We start from the raw sequence: 25488 nt of genomic DNA on the forward strand, positions 1-25488 counted from the left end.
TGACTAAAGATTTGATTATTTGTACCTTTGCAAAATCTATGGCAGATCAAGATTTTATAGAAGTTTATGGTGCTCGCGAGCACAATCTTAAAGATATTAATGTAAAAATTCCGCGCAACGAATTGGTGGTTATCACTGGTCTTTCGGGCAGTGGAAAATCCTCTTTAGCGTTTGATACTATCTTTGCGGAAGGTCAACGTCGCTACATCGAAACTTTTTCGGCGTATGCACGACAATTTTTGGGAGGATTAGAGCGTCCTGACGTTGACAAAATTGAAGGACTTTCGCCAGTTATTGCAATCGAACAAAAAACCACCAATAAAAATCCACGGTCTACAGTGGGAACGATTACAGAGTTGTACGACTTTTTGCGTCTTTTATTTGCGAGAGTTTCTGATGCTTATTCTCAAAGTTCTGGGAAGAAATTGGTGAGTTATTCGGAAGATCAAATTTTAGACACCATTAAAGAAAATTTTAAAGGTCAAAAGATTTTGTTGCTTTCGCCAGTAGTACGTTCTAGAAAAGGGCATTATCACGAGCTTTTTGTTCAGTTAGCAAAAAAAGGATATTCGCAAGCGCGAATTGATGGCGTCCTTCAGGATATCGAGTATGATCTCAAACTTGACCGTTACAAAACCCACGATATCGAAGTCGTTATCGACCGTTGGATTATTGGCGAATCAGCTTCGGAAACGCGAATGCCAAAATCTCTTAAAACCGCCATGGAAATGGGAGATGGCATTATCGCGATCCAAAAAATGGGAGAGGAGGATGTCCAATATTTTAGTAAAAACTTAATGGACGATGCAACGGGAGATTCTTTGGCATTGCCCGAACCCAATACCTTTTCGTTTAATTCTCCTAAAGGAAGTTGCCCAACTTGTAAAGGTTTAGGAACGGTTAAAAAAGTCAATACCGATTATTTTGTAGACAATCCTAAATTATCCATTAACCAAGGGGCTTTGTTGCCTTTGGAACAAATTAAAAATAATAAATGGATAATTGGTCAGATCAAAACGATCTTAGAACAGTTTGATTTGCCGATGTCGACGCCATTCGAGAAAATTCCGAAGGAAGCTTTAGATATGATCTATTACGGTGCGCATCAAGAGATTAATAAAGAACTAAAACATGCTGGCATTTCTAAAAAGCTAAAAATCAATTTCGATGGCTTGGTGACGATTTTGGAAGAAATGGTGGAAGAGCGCGAAAATTATGACGCCGTTGTTTTGGAAAGAAACTTTACAACCGAAGAAACTTGTCCAACTTGTAAAGGTGCACGTCTGCAAGCTTCTAGTTTGAGTTTTAAAATCGATGGAAAAAATATTGCTGAAATTAACGGACTTTCTTTAATTGATCTAAAAGATTGGTTAGCTGAGGTTAAAGATAAATTCAGTGAAAAAAATAAAATTATTGCCCACGAAATTTTAAAGGAAATAGAAACCAGACTTCAATTCTTGTTAGATGTTGGTTTGGATTATTTAAGTTTAAGTAGAAGCTCTAAAACCCTTTCTGGTGGTGAGTCACAACGTATTCGTTTGGCAACGCAGATTGGTTCTCAGTTGGTTAATGTACTATATATTTTGGATGAACCAAGTATCGGACTGCATCAACGCGATAACGAAAGATTGATTAATTCATTGAAAAATCTTCGTGATATCGGGAATTCGGTTTTGGTTGTAGAACATGATAAAGACATGATTTTGGAAGCAGATCATGTTTTGGATATTGGACCACGCGCTGGGAAATTCGGTGGCGAAATTCTTTGGCAAGGTGATCCAAAAGATATTAAAAAAGCCAATACGATTACTGCAGATTACATCACAGGAAAGCGGAAAATCGAAATTCCAGAAGTTAGAAGAGCTGGCAACGGAAAATCTATTGTGCTAAAAGGTGCGACGGGCAACAATCTTAAAAATGTAAATGTCGAGATTCCGCTTGGGAAATTGGTGGTTGTGACTGGTATTTCGGGAAGTGGAAAATCATCCTTGATTAACGGAACTTTGTATCCGATTCTTAACCGTCATTTCTACCGAAGTGTGCAAGAGCCTTTGCCTTACAAAAGCATTGATGGTATTGATAATATTGATAAAATTGTTGATGTTGATCAAAGTCCAATTGGTCGAACACCGCGCTCGAATCCAGCAACTTATACCGGAATGTTTACAGATATCAGAAATCTTTTTGCAGAGCTTCCTGAGTCAAAAATTCGTGGTTACAAAGCGGGACGTTTCTCTTTTAATGTAAAAGGTGGACGTTGCGAAACTTGCCAAGGTGGCGGACTTAAAGTTATCGAAATGAATTTCTTGCCAGACGTTTATGTTCACTGTGAAACTTGCCATGGTAAGCGTTTTAACAGAGAAACTTTGGAAGTTCGATACAAAGGAAAATCGATTTCTGATGTTCTAGAAATGACAATTAACGAAGCGGTGGATTTCTTCCAACCGATTCCAAAAATTTACAATAAAGTTAAAACGTTGAAAGATGTTGGCCTTGGCTACATCACTATTGGACAGCAATCTACAACTTTGAGTGGGGGAGAAGCGCAACGTGTGAAACTGGCAACCGAACTTTCCAAAAGACAAACGGGTAACACTTTGTATATTTTGGATGAACCGACAACTGGATTGCATTTTGAAGATGTCAAAATTTTGATGGACGCAATTAATCAGTTGGTCGAGTTGGGGAATTCATTTATTATTATTGAACATAATATGGATGTTATCAAATTGGCGGATCATATTATTGACGTTGGTCCAGAAGGTGGAAAACACGGTGGAACCATCGTTGCACAAGGAACGCCTGAAGAAATTATCAAATCTAAAAAATCATTAACGGGTAAGTTTTTGAAGAAAGAGTTTTAAGCAAATTTCAGTTATACATATAAGAATACCTTGTCTTTTTGATGAGGTATTTTTTTACTCCAATGTTAAATTTTTATATTAATGTGAATTTAATGTTAACTAAAGTTTAATTATGTATTAAAAATTTGTAACTTTGTTTTTGTCATTGAATAATTAATCTATAAATCAACGCATTATGAAAACAAATATCAAAATCTTATCGCTATCTATATTCATGTTTGGACTTGCAGGAGTTTTTTCTACAACTAAAGCGCAAACCAGTAACCACAGCGAATTACAAGAAGTTACTGTAAAATCTGGAGATGGATTTGGAGAACTTAGAAATTTATTAAAAGACAATTTCGATTTTAATAATCCTACGTTTAAAGAAGGAATAATCAATTCTGATGTTAGTTTTAGTTTAACACCAGAAGGTAAAATTTCTAATGTTCATGCAAAAGGAGATTGCAAAAATGTAAGTAAAGAAATCGAAAATGTATTGACTCATTTGTTATACAAAGTTGACGTTTCTAAGCTAAAAACCAATATGATCGCAGATAATTATACATTTCCTGTTATGGTAATGATTTCGCAAAGGTAATTTCTTTATTAAACTTTTTTATAGAGCCATGCATTGTATAATGTGTGGTTTTTTTAATTTGTTATAAGTTTTTTAGTAATTTTTGTAGAACAAAAACTAATCTTATCAAAACAAAATTATCTATGTTCTTGATGTTCATGGCTTGTAGCTTTGGATTTTGACAAAATATCCTGTACAGAATTTAAAAAGGGAGCAATGGTATGAAAATATGAGAAATATTTTTAGTCTTACTAGGGAAGAACTCGCCTTACCAACTGCTAATTAAATAGGTTATAACATTTATAAAGAGGATATATTGTTAGATGCCAGACCAAAACTTCCTTGGGTTGTCATCCTGATTGGGGAGGAACAGAGGATTGTGGATATCTTGGTCTTCTTAACACAAGTCCTTTTACTAATATATGTCAGCGGTTTATATAGCTAATGTCGAATCAGAGCGTGTTTCTTTTTAAAGTGTGGGAGCTGCTCTAGAAGTTCAAGATTCTATTCAAAATTCTATAAATATTTTCCGAATCCAACAAAAGTTATTGTTAACTTTTCGGACGAAATCATTGGTGTTAAAATTTTTGATATTTCGGGAAAAGCATTGCTTCAGTTTAATATAACAAGACACGCTGCGGACATTTCGCACTTAATATAGGCAGTTACTTCATCTATATGACAACAAAAACAGAAGTGCGTATTATCAAGAAAATTATTAAATACTACCACTTTTCTAATAAAGTAAAAATTTATAAATAAATGAATCCATTTTTAAATATTTCGCTAAGATCACTTGCCGTATATATTTTTATGCTTGTTGCATTGCGGTTATTCGGTAAAAATCAGTTGTCACAGCTTAATGCGGGTGATGTTGTTTTGTTGCTGTTAATTTCGAATGCCGTACAAAATGCGATGGTTGGTCCAGATACAACATTGCAAGGCGGTTTGTTAGCGGCTTTGGTATTGTTTGTTGCTAATTTTATTGTTAAAAAAATGATGTTTAGAAATCCAAAATTCAAAAATATGCTAGAGTCCGAGCCCTATATTTTAATTAGAGATGGACAGATCTTCAAAGAAACTTGTCAAAAACTACAAATTTCAAATGACGAACTTCTCGAAACCGTACATGAACACGGCATCGAAAGCATAGATAAAGTTAAATTAGCTATTTTGGAAGTCGATGGTAATATAAGTGTTGTGTCTCAGGATCAAAATGGATCGACACATTATACAAGACATAAAAAATGGATACGCAGAAAAAGAAATTTTTAAAAATTTTATAAGCATTTGAATTTATTCTTTCGAATTTGGCATTCATATTGAATTAACATCAGCAAACGTAAAATTTAAGTGTTATGAAATGGATTAAATACTTAGGACTTAGTATTGCAGGAGGTTTTTTAGCAGTATCATGTTCTACAGGTTCGATATACGGAAAGAATGATCGAGTCTATCGTGCGCCAGATGGCGGTGTGTATAGACAAGGGGAGGTCTACAGAGATAGAAATGGTAGTGTTTATCAAAATGGTAGAGTTATTGTTTACGACAGAAATTCTGGCGATTACAGAAATCTACCTCCTGGCCAAGCAAAAAAAATATATGGTGATAAATCAGCTAAAAAATATGCACCAGGTCAGCGTAAAAAAGCCAAAAACTATTATTACGATGACGATGATAATGATCAGGGAAGGAAGCACAAAAAAAATAAAGGCAAAAAACATCACCGTGACCACGACGATGATTAAAATAAAAAACTCGGATAATTACATCCGAGTTTTTTTTAGATACCTTTCTTGATATTTCGGTTCAAATAGGTTTTGTAATCAGGAAGCGCGACACTATGATTTTCGTCCATATATTTAGAAGTAATTAAGAAATCGGCACTTGCAGAATTACTTGCCGTTGGGATATTCCAGACCACGCAAAGTCTCAAAAAAGCCTTAACATCGCTGTCATGAGGTTGCGATTCCATCGGATCCCAAAAGAAAATTACCATATTAATTTTTTCTTCAGCGATCATGGCGCCAAGCTGTTGATCTCCACCTAGTGGACCACTCAGGACACGTGCCACTTCAACATCCAGGCTCTCCGAAATTAGTTTTCCAGTTGTTCCCGTTGCTATCAGATGATGCTGTACCAAGATATCTCTATGAAGTTTTACCCAATCTAGTAATTCATCTTTTTTATGATCGTGTGCTACCAGAGCAATTGTCTTTTTTGCGGGAAGTTGTTTTAATTCTGTCATCATTTTTATTTCAAAACAAAGTTAATCAATTGTTTCGATAGGTTTTTTGCATTAAATAAAACTTACGAATGTTAATCTTATTTTAAAATGGATAAACAATTGCGCTTATCATAGAGATATCTTTTAAATTTAAAGATAAAATTTATGTATTATCAAATTTTATATAGATGAATGAAATTAAAATTTAAAATATGATAGGTTCTATTTATTAGATGTTTAAATTTAAGTTATGACTAAAATTAATTTTCCCAATATTAAACCAATAGTTTTCTTAAAACCTTTTAGAAATTAAAAATAAACTTATATAAACACAGAAAACGGAGAAGACAAATGCCCTTTTAATCACGGTGAAACTTCACCACAACCAACTCAAGAAACAAATTCTAATTCAGGAAAATGCCCGGTAATTCATGGTGGACTTACTTTCAACTACGAATCTGTGATGGTTGCATGGCCAAATGCGCTTAATTTGAATATTTTGGCGCAACCCGACCAAAAAACAAATCCTTTTGGTGAAGATTTTAATTATGCCGAAGAATTCAAAAAACGGGATTTAGAAGCTGTTAAAAATGATATATAAACTTTATTAACGGACAATTAAGATTGGTGGCTAGCTGATTATGGAAATTACGCAGGAATATTCGTTCGTACGGCTTGGCACCTGGCGGAAAGTTACCGTGCAATGGACGGTTGTGGTGGTGGGAACACAGGAAACGAACGTTTTGCACCGTTAAATTGTTGGCCAGATAACGTAAATACAGATAAAAGTTGCCGTTTGCTTTGGCCAATTAAAAACAAGTACGGTAATAAAATTTCTTGGGGTGATTTAATTATCCTGGCAGGAACGGTTGCTTACGAAGCGGTTGGCTTGAAAACTTTCGGTTATGGCGGGGGGCGTTTGGATATTTATGCTCCCGAAAAAGATCTTTATTGGGGTTCTGAGAAAAAATGGTTAGACTATACAAAGCATTGTTACGGTGATGATGAAAACCGCGACACCTTAGAAAATCCTTTGGCAGCGGTAAAAATGGGATTAATTTATGTAAATCCTGAAGGTGTGGACGCAAATCCTGACCCAATTAAAACAGGGCAAGACATTCGTGTAACCTTTAAAAGAATGGGAATGGACGATGAAAAAACTGTTGCATTAACGGTTTGTGGACATAGGATTGGAAAATCTCACGGAAACGGAAAAGCAGAAAATTTAGGTCCAGATCCAGAAGGAGCAGATGTTAACGAACAAGGTTTGAGATGGCATAATTCGGTAGGAACTGGAAATCGTGACAATACGATGGTATCGGGAATTGAAGTTGCTTAGACAACCAATCCGACGCTTTGGTATAACGAATTCTTGACGTTGCTTTTCAAATACGATTGGCAATTAACAAAATCTCCAGCTGGAGCAAATCAATACGAACCCATTAATATCGCGGAAGAAGCTATGCCAGTTGATGCATTCAACCCGAATGTGAAGCGTAATCCGATGATGACAGATGCCGAAATGGCGATGAAATTTGACCCTATTTACAGAGAAATTTCATTAAACTTTTTAAATAATCCAGATAAATTAGCGGATGTTTTCGCAAGAGCTTGGTTCTAGTTGACGCACCGTGATATGGGATCAAAAAATCGTTATTTGGGAGCTAATGTTCATGCAGAAGATTTGATTTGGCAAGATCCAATTCCGAAAGTAGATTATACATTCAGCGATTCTGAAATTGCTGATTTAAAACAAACTTTATTAAGTTCTGGTCTTTCAAGAACGGAATTAATCAACACTGCTTGGGATTCTGCAAGAACTTGGAGAGGTTTCGATTATCGCGTTGGCGCTAATGGAGCGAGAATTAGACTAGAACCTCAAAGAAATTGGGTTGCCAACGAACCTGAAAGATTAAATAAAGTTTTAGCAAAATTGGAAGAAATTCAAGCTGGATTGGCGAAGAAAGTTTCTATTGCGGATTTAATTGTTCTGGGTGGAACTGCAGCGGTTGAAAAAGCAGCTCAAGAAGCTGGTGTGATCATTACAGTTCCTTTTGCAGCAGGTCGTTGCGACGCAACTCAAGAACAAACCGACGTCGAATCTTTTGAATATTTGGCGCCACTTTACGACGGTTACCGAAATTTCTTGAAACAAAATTACGATTTTAAAGCCGAAGAATTATTGTTAGACAGAGCGCAATTAAGGGGATTAACTGCTCCAGAAATGGTTGCTTTAATCGGTGGGATGCGCGTTTTAGGAACTAATTATGCAGGAACAAAACATGGCGTTTTCAAAGATAGAGAAGGTGTTTTAACGAACGATTTCTTTGTGAACTTAACCGACATGAACAATAAATGGATTTCAACAGGTGATAATTTGTACAATATTGTGGATCGTAATGCTGGTTCTACAAAATGGATGGCAACACGTGTGGATTTGGTTTTCGGATCTAATTCAATTTTGAGATCGTACTCTGAAGTTTATGCGCAAAACGACAACAAAGAGAAATTTGTAAAGGATTTCTTTGCTGCTTGGGTTAAAATGATGAACGCAGATCGATATGATTTGAAGTAAGATTTAAATTATGTAAATACAATCCTAATAAGTTAAAGCTTGTGAGGATTTTTTATTAATCAGGAAAATATTGATACTTGATTTCTGTAATTACAGGCACTAATTTTTTTACGGTAATATTGGTTGCATAGATGTCCACGAAGTATCGTTCTTTAAGTTGTAGCTTTATATTAGATTGTAATTCATCATTTTTTTAACTTGTCTAGTCCAGATTATATGATTTTTGTAGACTTGCGATTTTTCGAATCCGTTTTCTATAATTTTATTTTCGTATTGAGTTTCCATAATCATTGCCGTTTTCATGGTCAAACTCGCAAATTTTTCTGAGCTGTCGCTTATATCGAGGTTTATAATCGTATCATTATTTCGATAAATCGCGTTTACTAAAGAGATTAGGATTTTAGGATTTTGTTTTTCCTTTTCGAAAAACGGTTGAATCGTGTCGCCCTTCATATCTAGTAACTTTTTAGGAAAAGCTTGAGCTAAAATACTATCGGGAAGTAATTTCGTATGGATTCTCTGCTCACATTTTTCATTGATTTGTTGGGATGTAAAGCCTGTGGACATAGCTGTTTTCAAACTATCTTCTTGTTGCCTTAATTTCTCAACGTTTTTAGATTTTTTACAAGAAATAGTAATATTTAGAGGAATTAAAAAACAGAAGTATGATTTTTTCAGTTTCTAATAGATTTAGATTTTGTGTTAGGTAATTTAATGAAAATTTATAAATGTGGTAATTTAGTTTTTTGATTGATTTTAAATCAGAAAAGCAAAAAGTAATACATGTAGAAGTATTTTTCTTTTTATATTTAACTAAATACGAAATAACATAGGAAATAATAAAACACAAAAAAAAGAAATGTATGATGAGAATGCAGGTTTTGTTTTAATGCAAAAATGGTCTGCATCTCTTCGATGGATTCTTGTACTACCTGTTGCTATGCTGAGTTTTTTGGTGGTAAATGGTTTCTCGGACGCGGTGCTAAAAATTACAAGTGCAACTTGGTTTCTTTATCGTTTTTTTTATCTTTCATACCATCGCTACAGGTATGTTAATTTTTAATGGATCGGCAACAGCACCTTCTGGGCGAAAAATAGTCAAAATTGTTTTGGCTGGAGTATTGCTTTTTAATTCCATTGTAAATTTTATATTACCAAAAGAAAAATATATCTATGCAAGTCTTAGTTCTACTTTAAAAATTATTAATCGTGTGAGTATTGTATTAGGCGTAGTTTATGTGTTTTTTGATTCGAGAAGGCAAAACAAAGTTTAGAATATTTTTGAAAAATCGAATTGTATTATATTATAAGACAATTACGGCAGCTTCGAAGAAGCTGCCGTAATTTATTTTCAGAAAGAATTTATAATTAAATTCCATCAATAATTTCATTTAAAACTGTACTAGGACGCATTGCAGCGTAAGTTTTATAAGTATCAGGTTTGTAATAACCATCGATGTTTTGAGGTTTTCCTTGAGCGCCGATTAATTCTGCATTAATCACTTCTTCGTTTTCTTTCAATGCTTGTGCTATAGGAGCAAATTTAGCAGCCATTTCAGCGTCTTTCGTTTGTACAGCCAAAGCTTCAGCCCAATACATAGCTAAATAGAAGTGAGAACCTCTGTTGTCGATAGTTCCTAATTTTCTACCTGGAGATTTATCTGTTGCTAAGAATTTAGCGTTTGCTTCATCCAAAGCGTCTGCTAAAACTTGAGATTTTGTATTATTTTGAGTTTGTGCTAAATGCTCCAAAGAAGCTTGTAAAGCTAAGAATTCACCTAAAGAATCCCATCTTAAATAACCTTCTTCTAAGAATTGTTCAACATGTTTTGGAGCAGAACCTCCAGCACCCGTTTCGAATAATCCACCACCGTTCATCAAAGGAACGATAGAAAGCATTTTTGCAGAAGTTCCTAATTCCAAAATAGGGAAAAGATCTGTTAAATAATCTCTCAATACGTTTCCAGAAACAGAAATCGTGTCTTTTCCTTCTCTTGCTCTTTTCAAAGTTTCTCTCATTGCGTCTTTTACATCCATAATTCTGATGTCAAGACCTGTTGTATCGAAATCTTTTAGATATTTTTCTACTTTTTTGATGATTTCTCTGTCGTGAGCTCTTCCTTTATCCAACCAGAAAATTGCAGGCGTATCAGACAATCTTGCTCTGTTTACCGCTAATTTAACCCAGTCTTGGATTGGAGCATCTTTAGTTTGACACATTCTAAAGATATCATCTTTTTGAACTTTTTGCTCTAAAAGAAGATTTCCGTTAGCGTCTTCAACTTTAATCGTTCCGTCTGCTGGTGCTTGGAACGTTTTATCGTGAGAACCGTACTCTTCAGCTTTTTGAGCCATCAAACCAACGTTAGGAACAGAACCCATTGTTGTTGGGTCAAGCGCTCCGTTTTCTTTCATATCATCAACAACAGCTTGGTAGAAACCTGCATAAGAACGGTCTGGAATAATCGCAATAGTATCTTCTTCAGCACCATCTTTGTTCCACATTTTACCGCCGTTTCTTACCAAAGCAGCCATTGAAGCGTCAACGATAATATCTGAAGGAACGTGGAAATTGGTAATTCCTTTGTCAGAATTTACCATCGCAACGCGTGGTCCGTTTGCCAAGTCAGCGTCAATTGCAGCTTTAATTTCTGCTTCTTGAGGTTGACCTTTAATTTTTTCATATAAATCTGCTAAACCATTATTAGCATTGATATCTAAAGACTTGAATAATTCACCATATTTAGCAAAAACATCTTTGAAAAAAGTTTCCACAATCGCCCCGAATATAATTGGGTCAGAAACCTTCATCATCGTTGCTTTAAGGTGTGCAGAAAGCAATACGTTTTTATCTTTTGCCTCTTGAATTGCATTTTGTACAAAAGCTCTCAGTGCATTAAGATTCATTACAGAAGAATCGATAACCTCTCCAGCTTTTAGTGCAGAAAGTCCTTTTACTTCTTTAGAAGAACCATCGTTTCCATAAAAAGTAATTTTAAATTCTGTTGCGTTTTCAACAGTTGTAGAAGTTTCAGTTCCGTAGAAATCACCTTCTGTCATTTTTGCAACATCAGTTTTGCTGTCAGAAGCCCAAGCTCCCATTTTGTGTGGGTTTGCTTTTGCGTAATTCTTAACCGCTTTTGGAGCACGTCTGTCGGAGTTACCTTCACGTAAAACTGGGTTTACAGCACTTCCTAAAACTTTAGCATACTTAGCTTTAATCGCTTTTTCATCATCATTTTTAGGTTCTGCAGGGTAATTAGGAACTGCAAATCCTTTCGCTTGAAGTTCAGCAATCGCTTCATCCAACTGTGGTGCAGAAGCAGAAATATTTGGAAGTTTAATGATATTTGCCTCTGGAGTTGTCGCCAAAGCACCCAATTCAGCAAGCGCATCAGGAATTCTTTGTTCTTCTTTCAAGAATTCTGGGAAGTTTGCCAAGATTCTTCCTGCAAGAGAAATATCTGGAACTTCGATTTCGATGTTAGCAGTTTTTGTAAATCCTTTTACGATAGGTAAAAATGAGTGAGTTGCCAACATTGGCGCTTCATCCGTAAGTGTGTAATGAATTTTTGCTTGTGACATTATAATTGTTCTTTTTATCTTTTTTTGATCTAGCTACAAAAATAAGCATTATTAAATGAACTTTTATTAATATGCAAGATGATTTTAAGTGGGTTTGTCGTGTCTCTGCGTTAAATTTTCTTAAATATTAACCTATGATATAGGATTACTGAAAAGCTTGACCTAAATTTGATTCAAATAAAAAAAGTATGGCAAATATTACATTTAAAGGAAATCCAATACACACAGTTGGGAATCTTCCAGAAGTTGGAACTCAAGCTAAAGATTTTACTTTGGTAGCTTCCGATTTATCCGAAAAAAAATTATCCGATTATAAAGGAAAGAAAGTTGTTCTTAACATTTTTCCAAGTATTGATACTGGCGTTTGCGCAGCTTCTGCAAGACACTTCAATCAAGATGCAAGTTCTTTAGACAATACAGTTGTTGTTAACGTTTCTCGCGATTTACCTTTTGCGTTGAGTCGTTTTTGCGCTGCAGAAGGACTTAGTAATGTTGATGTACTTTCTGATTTTAGAGGAAGTTTTGGTGAAGATTATGGTGTAACTTTAGAGGATTCTCCACTTCACGGACTTTTAAGTCGTGCAGTTGTGGTGGTTGATGAAAACGGAAAAGTGATATACACAGAGCAAGTCCCAGAAATTGGTCAAGAACCAAACTACGAAAATGCTTTAGCAGCTGTTAAATAAAATTTATATTTAAATAAAAACCTAGACGGTCTGCCTTCGAGTGGACCGTTTTTTAATCCTATGAAACGATCAGGAACCACAACACTTCCGCTTCACTATGGCAAAGTTCCGCCATGGTTGTACGAGCGTATGTCTGCTTTGGGACTTTCCATTGTCGAAGTTATTTTGGCAGATTATGGAAAGGCCGAAGTGCTACGTCGTTTGTCGGATCCCTTTTGGTTTCAGAGTTTTGGTGCTGTTATGGGCATGGATTGGCATTCGTCGGGGATTACCACTTCCGTGATGGGCGCTCTAAAACGCAGTATCAATCCTATCGCTAGAGATTTGGGAATTTATATTTGTGGTGGAAAAGGCAAATATTCTAAAGAAACACCATCCGAACTTCTCCTAATTGCCGATAAAACTGGATTAAATGCTGACAGTCTTGTCCGAGCAAGCAAATTGACTGCTAAAGTTGATAATACGGCGATCCAGGATGGTTATCAATTGTATTTGCATAATTTTATTTTGAGTGATGAAGGCAGTTGGGCGGTTGTTCAGCAAGGTCTGAATGATGCTGATGGAACGGCGCGCCGCTATCATTGGCATTCCGAAAATCTGAAATCCTTTGTTGATGATCCTCACAGCGCGATCCAAGGTGTTAATCGGGGAGAAATTCTCAATCTAACATCAAGTGATGCCAAAGACAATCGAAACGGAATTTTAGACATTTCACATACCAATTCCGAGAATATTATGCAGGATTTTGCGAATTTAATTCTGCCACAACATCACGAAGTCACCGCCAAAGATGTCGATTTAAAAAGACTTGGCGCTTTGCTGTATGTCACTCGAGAATTACAACCTCAAAATTTTGAGGATTTATTATTGTTAAAAGGTGTTGGTCCTCGCACGATGCAAAGTTTGGCTTTGGTTAGTGAGGTTATTCATGGTGCGCCGTCACGTTTCAAAGATCCTGCGAGATTTTCTTTTGCGCATGGCGGGAAAGATGGTCATCCTTTTCCTGTGCCGATTAATACGTTTGATGAGACGATTTCGATTCTTCAAAAAGGTGTTGAAAAATCCAAACTTGGAAATTCGGAGAAATTAAAGTCTATTGAGAAACTGCATCATATTGTTGCTGAAACCGAAAAAAACTTTACTCCCGATTTTGATTTTGATGCTGTTGTTGAAGATGAACGCCGAAATTCATTTCGATTTGGTGGAAAGACGGTTATGGGCGACGCTAAACCACCAAGTAATGGAATACAATTGTCATTGTTTTAATTGATTTTTTAATAAATTCTTAAAATTTTAGCGTTTTTGATGATTCAAAATTAATATTAATTTTTATTTTTGCTTGCGATAAAAAGCATGATTTGAAAAATATCTCCATTTCCTTCTATATTTTCATATGTATAACACTAAGTTCTTTTTTTGTTTTAAAAGCGCAGGATTAGGTTTCTATTAAAGAACTTCGTCATAAGCTAAAAGATGCTAAGGACGAGAAAATTCGTGTTAATATTACAGTTGACATGATCAACCAGTTTAATCGTTAAGAGGAAATTGATAGTGCAATTGCACACTCCCTACAAACTGCTGATTATTTGAAAAAAAAATCAAAAATTTCAAGATGCAGGTCGATTTTATATGACAGTTAACACGCTGTATCTAACAGTTGGTGATAAAGTGAATGTCGAAAAGTATCGGCAAGAGGCAGAAGAGTATTTTAAAATGTCTGACAAATCTCCCAATAATAATTATTTTAGCCAAATATAAGGTTTTAGAATCGTATTGTCTTTTGGAAAAAGGCGTAGTTAGGTCATTTGTAAATGATATGGATAACAATGATATCACCACCGAATTTTTTATTGATGGCGATATTGTGATTATTCCGAGTTCTTTGTTTCAGTAAATTCCTTCTCAAGAAAGTTTACAAACCGTGACAGATTGCGAAGTTTGGGAAATTAAATACGATGATTTTCAGGAAGTTTTTCGTTCTATTCCAGGTTTTGCTGAATGGGGAAGATTATGGTTTACTTATCAGTTGTTCACCTTGAAACAACGTTCTTTGGACATGATTACAATAAGCGCAACGAGTCGATATTTAAAATTATCCAAAGAAAAACCTAAGATTCTGTAAACGGTTCCGTTAAAATTTATTGCTTCATTTTTAGGAATTACCGACACTTCGCTCAGTAGAATTAGAAAAGAAATTGTTAGAACTTAAGCCTTCCTTTCATCAAGAGAATGTTTCATATTCGGTGTATAGGCAGTTCTTATTGACTGGTTTCTCATGCATAACCTCTGGATGCGACTTTGCAGCTTCTTCCATCGAGTTGATAACTTGCTTAACATCCGAATCATAACCAACACCAATTGAAATACTAAATCCCGAACTATCATCATCATAACTCATGTTCACCAATTTATTTTTGGTCAAAATGGAATTTGGGATAATCATGGTTTTATTATCACGTGTTAACATTGTCGAAGTACGGATGTTAATTTGTTGAACTTTTCCGACAACGCCTTCGATCTCAACAACATCATCCACTTTATTACATCGATCTAGAAGAATAATGATTCCGGAAATAAAATCAAGAATTAAATTTTGCAAGCCCAGACCAATCCCAATCAAGATTGCACCTCCACCAAATAGAAATGTAGAAACGTCAACACCAATCGATTTGAAGGACAAAATCGCTGTGATCAGGATGATTAAATATTTTAAAATCTGAGAGAACGCAAATTTTTTACCGACATCGATACGTTCAGATTTATAAATAAAAGTTCGGAAAAGCTTTGTTACAAACATCCGTCCATTCTTTTATTTTTTTGAAAATTACAAGGCTTCAAGTCTTATGCCAATAAAAAAGCTACAATTAATCTTGTAGCTTTTTAATTTTATTTTGAGGTTTTCATCAAATCTCGCTTGTTTTCTTTTTCGATTTTATTGTATACATATTTTGACATCAAAATACTAAACTCATATAACAATAATAACGGTAACGCAGCCGCCATCATACTTAGCACATCAGCAGGCGTAATAATCGCAGCAACAACCATAATTAAAACAATGGCATGGCGACGATAAGTTTTTAAGAATTTCGGTGTTAAAATCCCGATGGCTGTCAATATGTAAACGATAATCGGGAACAAAAATACCAAGCCCATTCCTAATACAACTTGTAAGAAAAGCGTTGTGTAGTCGCTTAAATCAAATAGTTGAACAATGTTTTCCGAAACTGTGAATAGTAAACCGAAATTAATAGCTAAAGGTAAAATTAAAAAATATCCTGTTAAAACACCAGCAATAAATAAAATCCAAATGCTATTGATATAAAAAACTGAGTTTCTTTTTTCTTTAGGAAGTAAAGCTGGACTTATAAATCTCCAAATTTCCCAAATAATGTACGGAAATGCGATAACAATTCCGCCAAAAATAGAAACCGCCATCATCACATTAAACTGTTGGAACAATTGCTTTTGTTGAATTTTAAAAGTGTCGGGAAGGTGGATGCTTTCTTCACCAGTAAACATTTTCGAAAAATGATTAATCAATCGGAAGGTCGGAAAATCATTACTTGTTGGACCAAAAAATATGTGGTCCATAATCCAATTAATATTAAATCCTACGATTAAAGCACCAACAATAATGGCTAAAATCGATCTTACCAAATGTGATCTAAGCTCTCCAATGTGTCCCAAAAAGGACATTTCTTTTTCTTGGCTCATTAATTTCTGTTCCTGTTAATGCAATTTTGTGACTGCGAAATTAACTATTTTATTGTTAAATCTTTATATGACTTTTTTCGAAATTCTAAATTATCCCTTCATCTAAAAGTTTGTGCAAGTCGATAATACCGTAATATTGTCCCTTATCCGTTACGATAAGTTGTCCGATATTGTTGTTTTTAAGAATGTACATAGCTTCTTTCGCAAGTTCGGATTTATCAATATTTTTCGGGTTTTTGCTCATGATGTCTTTTGCAATGACTTTCGAGACATCATCTTGATTTAATAGCATTCTTCGCAAATCGCCATCGGTAATCACACCAAGAATTTTTCCGTTATCCGTTACGACGGTTATACCATGTTTGGAAGCACTCACCGAAATAATAACTTCTCGAATTGTGGCTTCAGGATTAATTTCTGGTTTGGTTTGCGAAACAAATTGTTCAACTTTTGCTGTTAAATTTTTTCCTAAACTTCCTCCTGGATGGAATTTTGCAAAATCGATATCTTTAAAATCTTTTAGTTCCATAAGACATACTGCTAGCGCATCGCCCAAAGCCATTTGTACTGTTGTAGAACTTGTTGGCGCTAATTTGTTTGGACAGGCTTCTTTGTCAACATGTGTATTCAAAATAATTGCAGATGCTTTTCCTAATTTACTGTCAGGATTTCCAGTCATACCAATTAAGCAAGAAGAATAATCTTTTAAAAAGGGAAGAAGGTTAACGATTTCTGGTGAGTTTCCAGAATACGATATGCAAAGCACAACGTCTTGTTTTTGGATAATACCAAGATCACCGTGAATGGCTTCTGCAGCGTGTAGAAATTGCGCTGGCGTGCCAGTTGAGTTAAGTGTTGCCACGATTTTGTTTCCAACGTGCGCAGATTTACCGATGCCAACTACGATGAGTTTTCCGGAGGCTGCATTGATGCTTTCAACGGCTTTTACAAAACTGTCATCCAACCTATTTTTAAGTGATTCAAGTTCGGCGATTTCGATGGATAGGGCATCTTTTGCTAGTGAAAGAAGATTCATGTTACTTAATTATTAAGCTTCATTATTTATTTTAGAATCACATTAAATTTTGCTATCTTCACGTTCCCAAAAAAATAGATTTTTGGTTTTTTCAATTAGCTTTAGTAACTTTAGTACATCAAGTCAGCTATTAAGCTTTTAAAGTTTAGCAAAAATGTTATTCTTTAATAATTGAAGTCATTTTTGATTTATTGTGCAAATTTAGTAAACAAAACTAAAGGATGGATATAAAGAACATCGACTTATCAAAGGAGTTAAAAAAATACTTTGGTTTTTCAACATTTAAAGGTCAGCAAGAAGAGATTGTAAGTACATTATTGGCATCGAAAGATGTTTTTGTATTGATGCCAACAGGCGGTGGAAAATCGCTTTGTTATCAACTACCCGCATTAATCTCGGAAGGCACAGCGATCGTTGTATCGCCACTTATCGCTTTGATGAAGAACCAAGTTGACGCTGTTAATGGACTTTCTGAAGAAAGTGGTGTGGCGCACGTTCTTAACTCATCGCTTAATAAAGCGCAAACCAAACAAGTTTTTGATGATATTAAATCTGGAAAGACAAAACTGTTATATGTTGCTCCAGAATCTTTGATTAAAGAAGAGTATGTTGAGTTTCTTCGTGATGTTAAAATTTCATTTGTAGCAATTGATGAGGCACACTGTATTTCGGAGTGGGGACACGATTTCCGTCCAGAATATCGCAACTTAAAAGGTATTATTGACAAAATTGCGAACGTTCCTGTGATGGCTTTAACAGCAACTGCAACACCAAAAGTTCAGGATGATATCCAAAAAACTTTGGGAATGAACGATGCTGTTGTTTTTAAAGAAAGTTTTAACAGAGCCAATTTGTTTTATGAAATCCGGCCAAAAGTTAATGTAGATAAAGAAATTGTAAAATTCATCAATCAACATAAAGGCAAATCTGGAATTGTCTACTGTCTTAGCCGCCGAAAAGTAGAGGAGTTTGCACAGCTTCTTCAGGTTAATGGCATCAATGCTTTGCCGTATCACGCGGGACTTGACCAAAAAACAAGAGTTGCCAATCAGGACAAATTCTTGATGGAAGAAGTCGACGTTATTGTCGCAACCATCGCGTTCGGAATGGGAATTGACAAGCCAGATGTTCGATTTGTTATTCATTATGATATTCCAAAATCTTTGGAAAGTTATTATCAAGAGACGGGTAGAGCGGGCAGAGATGGTGGCGAAGGTTATTGTTTGGCATTTTACGATCCAAAAGATATTGAAAAACTAGAAAAATTCTTAGCTCAAAAACCAGTTTCTGAACGTGAAATCGGACTTCAACTTTTGAATGAGGTTGTAGGTTATGTGGAGACTTCCATGAGTCGACGTCAATATTTGTTGCATTATTTTGGAGAAAAGTTTGATCCTGTAAAAGGTGATGGTGCCAAAATGTGCGACAATTCGGTTAATCCGCCAAGTTTAATTGAAGCGACCAAAGATTTAAATTTTGTTTTAAAACTGATAAAAGATTTGGGTGAAAAATTCCGTACCAAAGATTTGATTTCAATAATTACAGGAAAAGAAACTGCGGTTACAAAGTCTTATAAACTTGAAAAAACAGAAGCTTTTGGAATCGGGAAGGAGCAAAGCGATAATTATTGGAAATCGATTATTCGCCAAGCAACGGTGCAAGAATATCTTAAAAAAGACATCGAAACTTATGGCGTTCTGAAGTTGTCTGTAAAAGGTAATGATATGCTTGAAGGCAAATGCAAAGAACAATTCTTCATTGCGGAAGATAGACAATATGATTTAGCACAAACCAAAAAGTCCGAATCCGAGCAAGTCCAAGTGCAAGCTGGTGGTGGACTCGACCTAGTTTTGTTTGGGCAACTAAAAGATCTTCGTAAAAAAGTCGCGCACAAGCTAGGAATTCCGCCATACACGGTTTTCATGGATCCGAGTTTGGAAGATATGACGGTGCAATATCCAACGAGTTTGGAAGAGATTGCTAAAATCTATGGCGTTGGCGAAGGTAAAGCCAAAAAGTACGGAAAAGATTTTGCGGAGTTCATCAAAAAATATGTCGAAGAAAACAATATCGAGCGTATGCAAGATATGGTTCTGAAACAAGTGGCCAACAAGGCGAGTCACAAGGTTTTTATCATTCAGAATACAGATAAAAAATTAGATTTCGAAGATATTGCGAGAGCCAAAAATTTAACAATGAATGAGCTTCTTAAAGAAATGGAAGCCATTGTATACCAGGGAACTAAATTGAATGTTAATTACTACATCGAAGATAATTTTGATGAAGACATTGTTGAAGAATTTATGGAATTTATGAAAGATTCCGAGAGTGACTCGATGAAAGTTTTAACAGCCGAATTTGGTGACGACCTTTCTGATGAAGAAATCCGAATGTTAAGAATTAAATTTATTAGCGATGTTGCTAACTAATTTGTTTTAAAATATTAAATAAACGCTTTACTAATCGAGTAGAGCGTTTATTTTTTTATCTTTGAAATGATGAAAAAAAATTCAATAATATTCATTCTTCCCGATTTGGAAACTGGCGGTGCTGAGCGCATTGTGATGACACTTGCCAACCATCTTCCACGCGAAAAGTTTGAACCAAAAATCATGCTTTTGCGTAAAGAAGGAGGCTATTTGCGGTATGTGAAAAGTGATGTAGAAATTATTGACCTCAATACAAAACGCATTCGACATTCGATTCGACCAATTTTAAAGGAAATTCGAAAAAGAAAACCTGATATTGTTTTTTCTGGATTTGGTGAAGTCAATGCTTACTTATCCTTGTTTATCAAGCTTTTTCCGAAAACGAAATTCATTGCTAGGGAAACCAATGTAGTTTCGGAACACGTTACCAGAAAGGAAATTCGATTTTTTTATAAATTTTATAACAGTTACAAAAGCATCATTTGTCAAAGTGATGATATGGTGCAGGATTTACTCAAAAATTTTGATATTAAATCCAATAAAATTGTCAAAATAAATAATCCTGTGGATTTTGATTTTATTGGTGAAAAATTAAAATCGTCTCAACGTCCAGAAAGTTTTAAAACCAATTTTAAAAACGTAGTAGCCATTGGAAATCTTTCTTCGAGAAAGGGTTTTGATAATTTATTAAAAGTATTTTCAAGATTGAAAAATGAAAATATTTTGCTTCATATTTTGGGCGATGGATGCGATAAAGAAATGCTCCATGAGATGAAAGAACTGCTTGGACTTAAAAATGTAACTTTTCACGGAAGACAAGAAAATCCGTATCAGTTTTTAAAGTTTGCAGATTTATTTATTTTATCCTCTCGCTATGAAGGTTTCCCGAATGTTTTGTTGGAAGCTGGCGCTTGCGGAACTTTTTCTTTAGCCAATAATTGTCCGGGAGGAATTAACGAAATTGTTCATAGTGGAATCAACGGCGAAGTTTCAAATATTGAAAATCACGAGGATTTTGCACAAGATATTTTAAAGGTTTTAAAACAAGAACATGATGCAAATTCAATTCGAAATTCGATACTTTCAAGATTTTCGAAAGACATCATCATGAAAAAATACGAGCAAGTTTTAGGGAATTTATAATATCTATCGAAGGTTTAACAAAATTTTGCGCAATCTCAGTTGGCGATGCTGTATATTATCTTTAAATTTGTAACGCTTAAAAAGTATTAACATAAAAAATATATAATGTCACAATTTGATGTTACCGTAATCGGTTCTGGTCCTGGTGGATACGTTGCTGCAATTCGTGCGGCGCAATTGGGTTTCAAAACAGCAATTATCGAAAAATACCCAACTATGGGTGGAACGTGTCTTAACGTAGGATGTATTCCTTCGAAAGCACTTTTGGATAGCTCTGAGCATTTCGAAAAAGCAAAACACGATTTTGCAGATTTCGGTATTATCATCAACGAGCCAAAAGCAGATTTAGCAAGAATGATCGCTCGTAAAAACGAAGTGGTTGATATGACGACGAAAGGAATCAGCTTCTTGATGGACAAAAACAAAATCACCGTTTTTGAAGGTGTAGGAAGTTTTGAATCGGCTACAAAAATTAAAGTGACTAAAAACGATGGTTCTGCGGAATCTATCGAGTCAAAATATACGATTATTGCAACAGGTTCTAAGCCATCTTCGTTGCCATTTATCACATTAGATAAAGAAAGAGTAATCACTTCTACTGAAGCTTTAAACTTAAAAGAAATTCCGAAACACTTAATCGTAATCGGTGGTGGTGTTATCGGTCTTGAGTTAGGTTCTGTTTACTTAAGATTAGGTTCTCAAGTAACTGTGGTTGAATATATGGACAAAATTATTCCAGGAATGGATGGATCTTTGTCTAAAGAACTTCAAAAAGTCTTGAAAAAACAAGGAATGAAGTTTGAACTTTCTACAGCAGTTTCTGGTGTTGAAAGAAATGGTGATAGCGTAAAAGTTACTGCTAAAAACAAAAAAGGTGAAGAAGTTGCTTTCGAAGGAGATTATTGTTTAGTTTCTGTGGGTAGAAAACCTTACACAGACGGACTTGGATTAGAAAATGCTGGTGTTGAGTTGGACGAAAGAGGAAGAGTAAAAGTAAACGATCATCTTCAAACAAACGTTGCAAATATCTATGCAATTGGTGACGTTATTAAAGGTGCAATGTTGGCTCACAAAGCTGAAGAAGAAGGTGTTTTCGTTGCCGAAACTTTGGCTGGTCAAAAACCACACATCAATTATAATTTAATCCCAGGCGTTGTTTACACTTGGCCAGAAGTTGCTGGAGTTGGACAAACTGAAGAGCAATTGAAAGAAGCTGGTGTTGAGTATAAAGTGGGTAATTTCCCAATGAGAGCTTTAGGAAGAAGCCGTGCTTCGGGTGATACTGATGGTTTCGTGAAAATTATTGTTGATGCAAAAACAGATGAAATCCTTGGTTTCCACATGATTGGTGCAAGAGCTGCCGATTTGGTTGCTGAAGGTGTTACCGCAATGGAATTCCGTGCAAGTGCAGAAGATTTAACAAGAATGTCTCACGCACACCCAACTTACGCAGAAGCTGTAAAAGAAGCTGCTCTGGACGCTACAGGAAAAAGAGCAATCCATATGTAAGATTTTTTAAAATCAAAATATTTATAAAGGGAAGTCAGTTTTGACTTCTCTTTTTTTGTTTTGAAATTTGCTTTGATGATAATTTTTATTGAGAGTTAAATTGAATTTTGTTAAAAAAAATGATTTACTAAAAATATTAAATTATTCATTTAAAGGTCCTAAAATACTTGGTTTTTGGCACATTTGTAGAATATAGAAAATTGTAAACCTAAATTTTAAAAGTCATGAAAAAGATATTTACATTTTTAATTTTAGCTGTCAGCTTACAAACTTTTGCCCAAGAAGCTGGACGATCTGGAGAATTGCTGAAAAATGAAGCGAGTACTTCCGAAATGCAACAACGAAATAATATTGGCGAGATAAGTGGCGAGAGAGGTTCTTCAAAAAATAACGGACAACGAAACTCCAGCAATAAGAGTAATGATTATGGTCGAAGCAATGGATCGTCAGGAACAAGGTCGACAAATAATTATCGTTGGAACCAAAACTATGGCTACTCTGAAGTATTTTTAAGAATCCCTGAACATGGCTATTTCACAGTAGAAGTTGGTAATCAAGTGGTAAGTAATGCTTCAGGAAAATACCGTTTCTTTGATTTAAGTTCTGGTAAGACTCCCGTATCAATTTATACGAATGGTTATTTAATTTATAGAACTCAATTGAAAGTTGCGAATAACAGCAGAATGGTTTTGGATTTCTTCACCAATAAAGGTTTGTTTTTGCTGGATTCGTATCCTGTACAAGGACAAATGTATGGCTTTAACGAGTGGGATGATGTTTGGAATAATCCATATAATTCTGGATGGAATCAACCTACTTCTCCAAATTTCAACAACAGTGGCGTTATGAACAATCAATTGTTTCAACAATTTTATAATACAATGCTGAAAAATGCGGCTTTTGATAAAGATAAAAAGGAGTTCATTCTTCAACAACTCCGAGCTTCGAATTTTACATCAAATCAAATTGCAATGTTACTAAAACCGTTTTCGTTTGACAGTAATCGACTGGATGTAGCAAAAATATTATACGAAAATTGCGTTGATAAAAATCAATATTTCGTTGTCGGTGATGCATTTGATTTTGAGATAGGAAGACGAGATCTAATGAAGTTTATTTCTAATCAATAATATAATAAAAGAGGAAGTTAGCTTTCTCTTTTTTTGTTTTTTAATGCAACTTAAATTGGTTAATGCGTTTTGTGTAAATCGTTTTTCGCACGTTTTCGGCTTTTCATATTTCTGACATTGATGCCATCGCGATCTGATAATTTTAGATATTCGTAAAGTGTTACCAAGCCAAGAACGCCAATAATCGCGAAAGCTAAATGAAAATCTTTAACACTATAATGACCTTCAGTACCATGAAAAAGACTTGCAGTTTTTAACGAGAATGCACCAAGCGTAATTCCCATTCCTAAAGTCATTTGCTGAGCTGTGCTATATAATGTATTTGCGTTGTTCATGCGCTCTTTCGGGATGTCAGCGTAGGCTAAAGTATTAAGACTACTAAATTGCATCGACCGAACGCATCCTGAAATAAACAATACTGTTATGGTCATCCAATGCGGCGTATCTGAGAAGAGGAGCAGCATTGCAAAAGATGTTAAACTAAGTAAAATAGTATTGGCTACTAGAACTCTTCTGAACGAAAATTTCCGAGTGATCCAAACTGTTGCGGGTTTCATTACTAAACTCCCAATCATACTTGCCATTAGCAAACTTCCAGACTCGAAGGCTGTCAACCCAAATCCAACTTGAAACATTAATGGCATTAAAAAAGGCGCCATCCCAATAACCATTCTTGTTATCGAACCAGAGTAAATCGTAATTGCGTAAGTTTTGCTTTTTAATTCGGAAAAATCGAGTAGTGGATTATCAACTTTTTTGGTATGTAAATAAAAAATATAAAACACCAAAATACTAAATATCATCAATGGTACCGAATAATAAACTGGCAGCATATCATTCGTAAAACTTTCTAAACCCATCATAAATCCAATCATCCCAATCGTACTTAATGCAAATCCTTTAACATCAAGTTTTCTGTCCGTTTTTTCGTTCGTATCGGGAATGTATTTCATGGTTAAAAAGAAAGCCAAAAGTCCCAACGGAATATTAATGAAAAAGATCCAGTGCCAACTGAAATAGGTCGTAATATATCCTCCTACAAAAGGTCCGAGAATGGGACCAATAAGTCCAGGCCAAGTAATAAATGCGATGGCGCTGACTAGATCATTTTTCTCCGTGTTTTTAAGAACCGAAAGTCGTCCTACAGGAACCATCATCGCTCCAAAGAAGCCTTGTAAAGCTCTAGATAGAGTGAATTCTGTCAAATTTTGACTTATCCCACAAAGCGCAGAAGCAACCAAAAAGCCAAGAATTGCAGTTCCAAAAACTTTTTTAACACCAAATTTTTCAGAGATCCAGCCACTAATTGGGATAAAAACGGCTAACATTATAATATAGACAGAAACCCCAATACTCATGTGAAGCGGATCGGCGCCAAAAGATTTTGCCATTTGTGGAAGCGCAGTCGTAATTACTGTGGAATCTAGATTTTCCATTAAAAAAGTGGCACCTACTATCAACGAAACTCGAAGAGCTTTTGCTTCCATATTTATAATTAAAACAACTTTTCTTTGGTGCTAAAATAATGCCATCAACTATTTTAAAAACAAAAAAGCGACTGGAAAAAATCAATCGCTTTATATATACTATGTAGTTAGTTTATTTTTGAACAGGTGCCTGTGTTGCAGGAGCTGTTTGATTAGCTGGTGCTTGACCTTGTGCAGGTACTTCTTTCTTAGTTGGCATTTTTGGCGCTTGGAAAGTAGTTGTTGGTTTACCAGTAACAACAATGCTTAAAATAATCATCACAGCGATGAAAATTCCTAATGTCCAAGTTGCTTTTTCCATAAAGTCATTGGTTCTTTGTACTCCAAAAGTTGCTGAAGAAGTACCACCAAATGTTCCTGAAAGACCGCCACCTTTTGGGTTTTGAGCCATAATAATAATGATTAACAGCACGCATGCAATCATAATCAATACCATAAATAGCGTAAATATAGTGCCCATGTAATTTTAAATTTTGAGTGGCAAATATAATGATAAATATTTATTTATTGAAATCAAAATTTAATATTTTCAATTTTTGGT

Annotated in this window: 22 protein-coding genes and 1 pseudogene; 15 read left to right on the plus strand and 8 right to left on the minus strand. The window is 35.1% G+C overall.

Annotation, left to right across the window (positions count from 1 at the left end):
• Positions 1-38 precede the first annotated feature (38 nt).
• The 5 genes from uvrA to AC23MB_RS06645 all read left to right on the plus strand — a co-directional run bounded on the left by uvrA (position 39) and on the right by AC23MB_RS06645 (position 5171).
• Positions 39-2864: an excinuclease ABC subunit UvrA gene (uvrA, locus tag AC23MB_RS06625; protein ID WP_487786822.1), complete on the plus strand. Its 2826-nt coding sequence runs from the start codon at positions 39-41 to the stop codon at positions 2862-2864.
• A 175-nt stretch (positions 2865-3039) separates the two neighbouring features.
• Complete coding sequence (locus AC23MB_RS06630; RefSeq protein WP_487786823.1) at positions 3040-3444, plus strand: hypothetical protein; 405 nt, start codon at positions 3040-3042, stop codon at positions 3442-3444.
• 430 nt (positions 3445-3874) lie between these two features.
• Positions 3875-4084, plus strand: coding sequence for a T9SS type A sorting domain-containing protein (locus AC23MB_RS06635; protein WP_487786838.1), 210 nt, complete (start codon positions 3875-3877; stop codon positions 4082-4084).
• Between the two features lie 101 nt (positions 4085-4185).
• Positions 4186-4698 carry a DUF421 domain-containing protein gene (locus AC23MB_RS06640; protein WP_487786824.1) on the plus strand — a complete coding sequence of 171 codons (513 nt, stop codon included), beginning with the start codon at positions 4186-4188 and terminating at the stop codon, positions 4696-4698.
• 83 nt (positions 4699-4781) lie between these two features.
• Positions 4782-5171 carry a hypothetical protein gene (locus AC23MB_RS06645; protein ID WP_312323746.1) on the plus strand — a complete coding sequence of 130 codons (390 nt, stop codon included), beginning with the start codon at positions 4782-4784 and terminating at the stop codon, positions 5169-5171.
• 35 nt (positions 5172-5206) lie between these two features.
• Here AC23MB_RS06645 and AC23MB_RS06650 read toward each other — a convergent pair whose 3' ends face one another.
• Positions 5207-5674: a methylglyoxal synthase gene (locus AC23MB_RS06650; protein ID WP_487786825.1), complete on the minus strand. Its 468-nt coding sequence runs from the start codon at positions 5672-5674 to the stop codon at positions 5207-5209.
• 439 nt (positions 5675-6113) lie between these two features.
• Between AC23MB_RS06650 and katG the strand changes: the two are divergent.
• Positions 6114-8225, plus strand: a pseudogene (gene katG, locus AC23MB_RS06655) (catalase/peroxidase HPI).
• A gap of 165 nt (positions 8226-8390) precedes the next feature.
• Here the strand turns inward: katG and AC23MB_RS06660 are convergent.
• On the minus strand, positions 8391-8792 hold the full coding sequence (locus tag AC23MB_RS06660) for a hypothetical protein (protein ID WP_313030277.1): 402 nt from the start codon (positions 8790-8792) through the stop codon (positions 8391-8393).
• A gap of 428 nt (positions 8793-9220) precedes the next feature.
• On the opposite strand from AC23MB_RS06660, the gene AC23MB_RS06665 reads away from it, so the two are divergent.
• On the plus strand, positions 9221-9499 hold the full coding sequence (locus tag AC23MB_RS06665; protein WP_313030274.1) for a hypothetical protein: 279 nt from the start codon (positions 9221-9223) through the stop codon (positions 9497-9499).
• A gap of 94 nt (positions 9500-9593) precedes the next feature.
• Here the strand turns inward: AC23MB_RS06665 and AC23MB_RS06670 are convergent, their stop codons facing one another.
• Positions 9594-11810 carry an NADP-dependent isocitrate dehydrogenase gene (locus AC23MB_RS06670; RefSeq protein ID WP_313030270.1) on the minus strand — a complete coding sequence of 739 codons (2217 nt, stop codon included), beginning with the start codon at positions 11808-11810 and terminating at the stop codon, positions 9594-9596.
• Between the two features lie 188 nt (positions 11811-11998).
• Here AC23MB_RS06670 and tpx point away from each other — a divergent pair, with 188 nt between their 5' ends.
• The 4 genes from tpx to AC23MB_RS06690 all read left to right on the plus strand — a co-directional run bounded on the left by tpx (position 11999) and on the right by AC23MB_RS06690 (position 14618).
• A complete protein-coding gene (gene tpx, locus AC23MB_RS06675) occupies positions 11999-12496 on the plus strand; it encodes a thiol peroxidase (protein ID WP_312322753.1) in 498 nt (165 codons plus the stop codon).
• Positions 12497-12556: 60 nt separating this feature from the next.
• Positions 12557-13762, plus strand: coding sequence for a DUF763 domain-containing protein (locus AC23MB_RS06680; protein WP_312322754.1), 1206 nt, complete (start codon positions 12557-12559; stop codon positions 13760-13762).
• Positions 13763-14125: 363 nt separating this feature from the next.
• Positions 14126-14254: a hypothetical protein gene (locus AC23MB_RS06685; protein ID WP_374328911.1), complete on the plus strand. Its 129-nt coding sequence runs from the start codon at positions 14126-14128 to the stop codon at positions 14252-14254.
• A 163-nt stretch (positions 14255-14417) separates the two neighbouring features.
• Positions 14418-14618 (plus strand): cyclic nucleotide-binding domain-containing protein, encoded by a 201-nt coding sequence (locus tag AC23MB_RS06690; protein ID WP_313030268.1) that lies wholly within the window; start codon positions 14418-14420, stop codon positions 14616-14618.
• A gap of 99 nt (positions 14619-14717) precedes the next feature.
• On the opposite strand, the gene AC23MB_RS06695 is transcribed toward AC23MB_RS06690, so the two are convergent.
• The 3 genes from AC23MB_RS06695 to AC23MB_RS06705 all read right to left on the minus strand — a co-directional run bounded on the left by AC23MB_RS06695 (position 14718) and on the right by AC23MB_RS06705 (position 17249).
• Positions 14718-15293 (minus strand): mechanosensitive ion channel family protein, encoded by a 576-nt coding sequence (locus AC23MB_RS06695; protein ID WP_313030267.1) that lies wholly within the window; start codon positions 15291-15293, stop codon positions 14718-14720.
• A gap of 89 nt (positions 15294-15382) precedes the next feature.
• Entirely contained in the window at positions 15383-16213 is an 831-nt protein-coding gene (gene tatC / locus AC23MB_RS06700; RefSeq protein WP_312322757.1) for a twin-arginine translocase subunit TatC, read from the minus strand.
• An 85-nt stretch (positions 16214-16298) separates the two neighbouring features.
• The gene (locus AC23MB_RS06705; protein ID WP_312322758.1) at positions 16299-17249 is read right to left on the minus strand and encodes a KpsF/GutQ family sugar-phosphate isomerase; all 951 of its coding nucleotides are present in this window, start codon (positions 17247-17249) and stop codon (positions 16299-16301) included.
• Between the two features lie 221 nt (positions 17250-17470).
• On the opposite strand from AC23MB_RS06705, the gene recQ reads away from it, so the two are divergent.
• From recQ to AC23MB_RS06725, 4 genes are all read left to right on the plus strand, one after another.
• Entirely contained in the window at positions 17471-19678 is a 2208-nt protein-coding gene (recQ, locus tag AC23MB_RS06710; RefSeq protein ID WP_487786826.1) for a DNA helicase RecQ, read from the plus strand.
• Positions 19679-19747: 69 nt separating this feature from the next.
• A complete protein-coding gene (locus tag AC23MB_RS06715) occupies positions 19748-20821 on the plus strand; it encodes a glycosyltransferase (protein ID WP_313030339.1) in 1074 nt (357 codons plus the stop codon).
• A gap of 105 nt (positions 20822-20926) precedes the next feature.
• Entirely contained in the window at positions 20927-22330 is a 1404-nt protein-coding gene (gene lpdA, locus AC23MB_RS06720) for a dihydrolipoyl dehydrogenase (RefSeq protein WP_312324763.1), read from the plus strand.
• A 224-nt stretch (positions 22331-22554) separates the two neighbouring features.
• The gene (locus AC23MB_RS06725; protein WP_487786827.1) at positions 22555-23460 is read left to right on the plus strand and encodes a proline and serine-rich protein 1 family protein; all 906 of its coding nucleotides are present in this window, start codon (positions 22555-22557) and stop codon (positions 23458-23460) included.
• A 59-nt stretch (positions 23461-23519) separates the two neighbouring features.
• Here AC23MB_RS06725 and AC23MB_RS06730 read toward each other — a convergent pair whose 3' ends face one another.
• Together AC23MB_RS06730 and secG are read right to left on the minus strand one after the other, a co-directional pair.
• The gene (locus tag AC23MB_RS06730) at positions 23520-24947 is read right to left on the minus strand and encodes an MFS transporter (RefSeq protein ID WP_487786828.1); all 1428 of its coding nucleotides are present in this window, start codon (positions 24945-24947) and stop codon (positions 23520-23522) included.
• A gap of 112 nt (positions 24948-25059) precedes the next feature.
• Positions 25060-25407: a preprotein translocase subunit SecG gene (gene secG / locus AC23MB_RS06735; protein WP_313030246.1), complete on the minus strand. Its 348-nt coding sequence runs from the start codon at positions 25405-25407 to the stop codon at positions 25060-25062.
• Positions 25408-25488: the final 81 nt, after the last annotated feature.

The sequence above is a fragment of the Soonwooa sp. T0.1_25 genome, assembly GCF_057652215.1.